The 2,824-nt window shown below is 62.3% G+C and carries 3 protein-coding genes; all 3 read right to left on the bottom strand.

Annotation, left to right across the window (positions count from 1 at the left end; genetic code table 11):
- On the bottom strand, positions 1 to 414 hold a 414-nt coding region (locus tag EOA23_RS33300), incomplete at its 3' end, for an NfeD family protein (RefSeq protein ID WP_145966570.1).
- Between the two features lie 26 nt (positions 415 to 440).
- The gene (locus EOA23_RS33295; RefSeq protein ID WP_126059563.1) at positions 441 to 1,391 is read right to left on the bottom strand and encodes an SPFH domain-containing protein; all 951 of its coding nucleotides are present in this window, start codon (positions 1,389 to 1,391) and stop codon (positions 441 to 443) included.
- 243 nt (positions 1,392 to 1,634) lie between these two features.
- Positions 1,635 to 2,699, bottom strand: coding sequence for a ferrochelatase (gene hemH, locus EOA23_RS33290; protein WP_127307182.1), 1,065 nt, complete (start codon positions 2,697 to 2,699; stop codon positions 1,635 to 1,637).
- Positions 2,700 to 2,824: the final 125 nt, after the last annotated feature.

Below are 2,824 nucleotides of genomic sequence, written 5' to 3'. Positions count from 1 at the left end.
GCGCACCTGCGTGCCGACCGGCAGGTCGGGACCCGAGACGCGCCAGAGCGTGTCGCCGAGCCGGATGCGGCCGCGGCCGTTCTTGATCGGCTCGGCCAGCGTCGCCGTGCGGCCAACCATCTGCGCGCCGCGGCGGTTGAGCAGCGGCTGGTCGACGCTGCCTTGTCGGCTGACGGCGATCTGCCGGCCGACATAGGCCGAGATCACGGCCAGCACGAGGAAGGCCAGGACCTGGATCTGCCAGGTCCAGAACGCCGCGTCCCAGATCGCCAGCGAAACAGCGCCGACGATCAGCGCCGCGATGCCGATCCACAGCATGAACACGCCTGGCGCCACGACTTCCATCACCAGGAGCACGATGCCGAGAACCATCCAGTTCCACGGGCCGAGTTCCGAAACGATGCGGTCGATCATTGACGGTCTCCCACAGAGTTAGATGATCAGCTGTCACTCTGCCGCACGATCGGCGGGCGCGAACCCTGGCGCGGCGCGCCCGACGGGCCGTCGCCCTTGAAGACTTCGCGGGCGATCTCGCCGATGCCACCGAGCGAGCCGATCAGCGACGAGGCCTCGAAAGGCATCAGCACGATCTTGTTGTTGCTCGACGAGCCGATCTTGGCCAAGGCCTCGGTGTATTTCTGCGCGACGAAGTAGTTGATCGCCTGCACGTCGCCCTTGGCTATGGCCTCCGACACGACCTGCGTCGCCTTGGCCTCGGCCTCTGCCGAGCGCTCGCGCGCCTCGGCGTCGCGGAAAGCGGCTTCCCTGCGGCCCTCGGCTTCGAGGATCTGCGATTGCTTGAGGCCTTCGGCGGCCAGGATCTGGGCGCGCTTGTCGCGCTCGGCCATCATCTGGCGGCCCATCGATTCCACGAGATTGGCCGGCGGGTTGATGTCCTTGATCTCGACGCGGGTGATCTTGATGCCCCACGGGTGCGCCGCCTCGTCCACGACGCGCAGGAGGCGCTCGTTGATCGCGTCGCGATTGGAGAGCAATTCGTCGAGGTCCATCGAGCCCATGACGGTGCGGATGTTGGTCATGGTGAGGTTGAGGATAGCGTTCTGCAGCCCAGCCACCTGGTAAGCGGCCTGGGCGGCGTTCAGCACCTGGTAGAAGGCGACGCCGTCGACTCCGACGATGGCATTGTCGCGGGTGATGATCTCCTGCGTCGGGACGTCGAGCACCTGCTCCATCATGTTCATCTTGGCGCCGACGCGCTCGAAGATCGGGTTGATGATGTTGAGGCCGGGGGTCAGCGTCTTGGTGTAACGGCCGAAGCGCTCCACCGTGTAATTGTAGCCTTGCGGCACCGTCCTGATGCCCTTGAAAAGCAGAATGATGACCAGGAAAACAAGAACAATGATGGCAATATCGAAACCGCTAAAGCCCATTTCGCTTCTCCCTCAAAGGCGGCGACCTCACGGATTCACTTAAGTGTGTTTCCGCAACGTTACAATCAGGTGATCGCCAGAGCCGGATGAATTCAGGCCGGATCGACCTGAATTCATCCGGCTCTGGGTCAATAGAAAGAGCATGATGTGGTCCGAAAACCGCTCAGACTTTTCGGCATCATGCTCTGATATCGGCTAGCGGCGGGTTTTGCGCAACGGTTTCCAGCCTGTCGGTGAAGCCGGTCACACCCAACCGGAAAGCTCGCGCCGGACCAGCGCCTCGATGACCGCCATGCCCTCGGCGCTGTCATTGAGGCAGGGGATATGGGCGAAGTTCCTGCCGCCGGCGTGATGGAAGGTTTCGGCCGCTTCACGGCCGATCTCGTCCAGCGTCTCGATGCAGTCGACGGAAAAGCCCGGATTGACGACGGCGATCGATTTCACGCCGTCCTTGGCCAGCTTCTCGACCGTGACATCGGTGTAGGGCTGCAGCCATTCCTGCGCGCCGAAGCGCGACTGGAAGGTGGTGATGAGCTTCTTCTCGTCCCAGCCCAGCCTTTCCCGCAGCAGCCGCGTCGTCTTGAGGCAGTGGCAATGGTAGGGGTCGCCCTTCTCGAAATACGGCTTCGGGATGCCGTGATAGGACGCGATAACCACCTCGGGCTCGAAGTCCAACGTCTCAAGATGCCGCTCGATCGAGTGAGCGAGAGCCTCAATGTAGACCGGTTCATCGTAATAGGGCGGCACGGTGCGGATCGCCGGAGCGTTTCTGATCTTCATCAGCGCGCGGAACAGTTGGTCGTTGGCGGTTGCCGTCGTGGTTGCTGAGTATTGCGGATATACCGGGAAGGACAGGATACGGTCGCAACCCTGCTCGACCAGTTTTTGCGCGGCGCTTGCCGTGGAAGGATTGCCGTAGCGCATCGCCCAGTCGACCACGATGTTCGAGTGATCGGCGAGGGCACTGGCGAGCTTCTCTGCTTGGGAGCGGGTGAAGGTGCGCAGCGGCGACTCGTTCTTTTCCCGGTTCCAGATCCTGGCATAGTTGGCGCCGGACTTTTTCGGCCGGGTGGTCAGGACCAGGCCGTAAAGGATCGGGTACCAGATCGCCTTGTTGAGCTCGATGACGCGCGGGTCGGAGAGGAATTCCCTGAGATACCGCCACATCGGCGCGAACTCGATCCCGTCGGGTGTACCGAGATTGATCAGCATGACGCCGATCTTGCCCTGCTTCACCGCCGGGTGGCCGGCGGGCAGCAGACCAGCGGTCCTCGCGGTCTTGACATCGGTGGGACTGGCAAGCGTCATCAACGGTCTCCGGTAGCGCCGCGGAAACTAAAGCGCGTCGCGATCCTTCGGATTCGCTCCATGCGCTTTAGTTCTTTGATTTTACGCATGTCTTTATCCCGAAACCGGTTCCTACTGTCGGGAGA

The organism is Mesorhizobium sp. M2A.F.Ca.ET.042.01.1.1, assembly GCF_003997405.1.
Lineage (GTDB): Bacteria > Pseudomonadota > Alphaproteobacteria > Rhizobiales > Rhizobiaceae > Mesorhizobium.
The sequence above is the reverse complement of the archived record's forward strand: the minus strand, read 5'-3'. Positions and strand labels throughout refer to the sequence as shown.

What these genes read in the sequence shown, in the direction of transcription:
- hemH (WP_127307182.1), bottom strand. Translation starts at nt 2,699, where the DNA reads ATGACGCTTGCCAGTCCCACCGATGTCAAGACCGCGAGGACCGCTGGT.
- EOA23_RS33295 (WP_126059563.1), bottom strand. Translation starts at nt 1,391, where the DNA reads ATGGGCTTTAGCGGTTTCGATATTGCCATCATTGTTCTTGTTTTCCTG.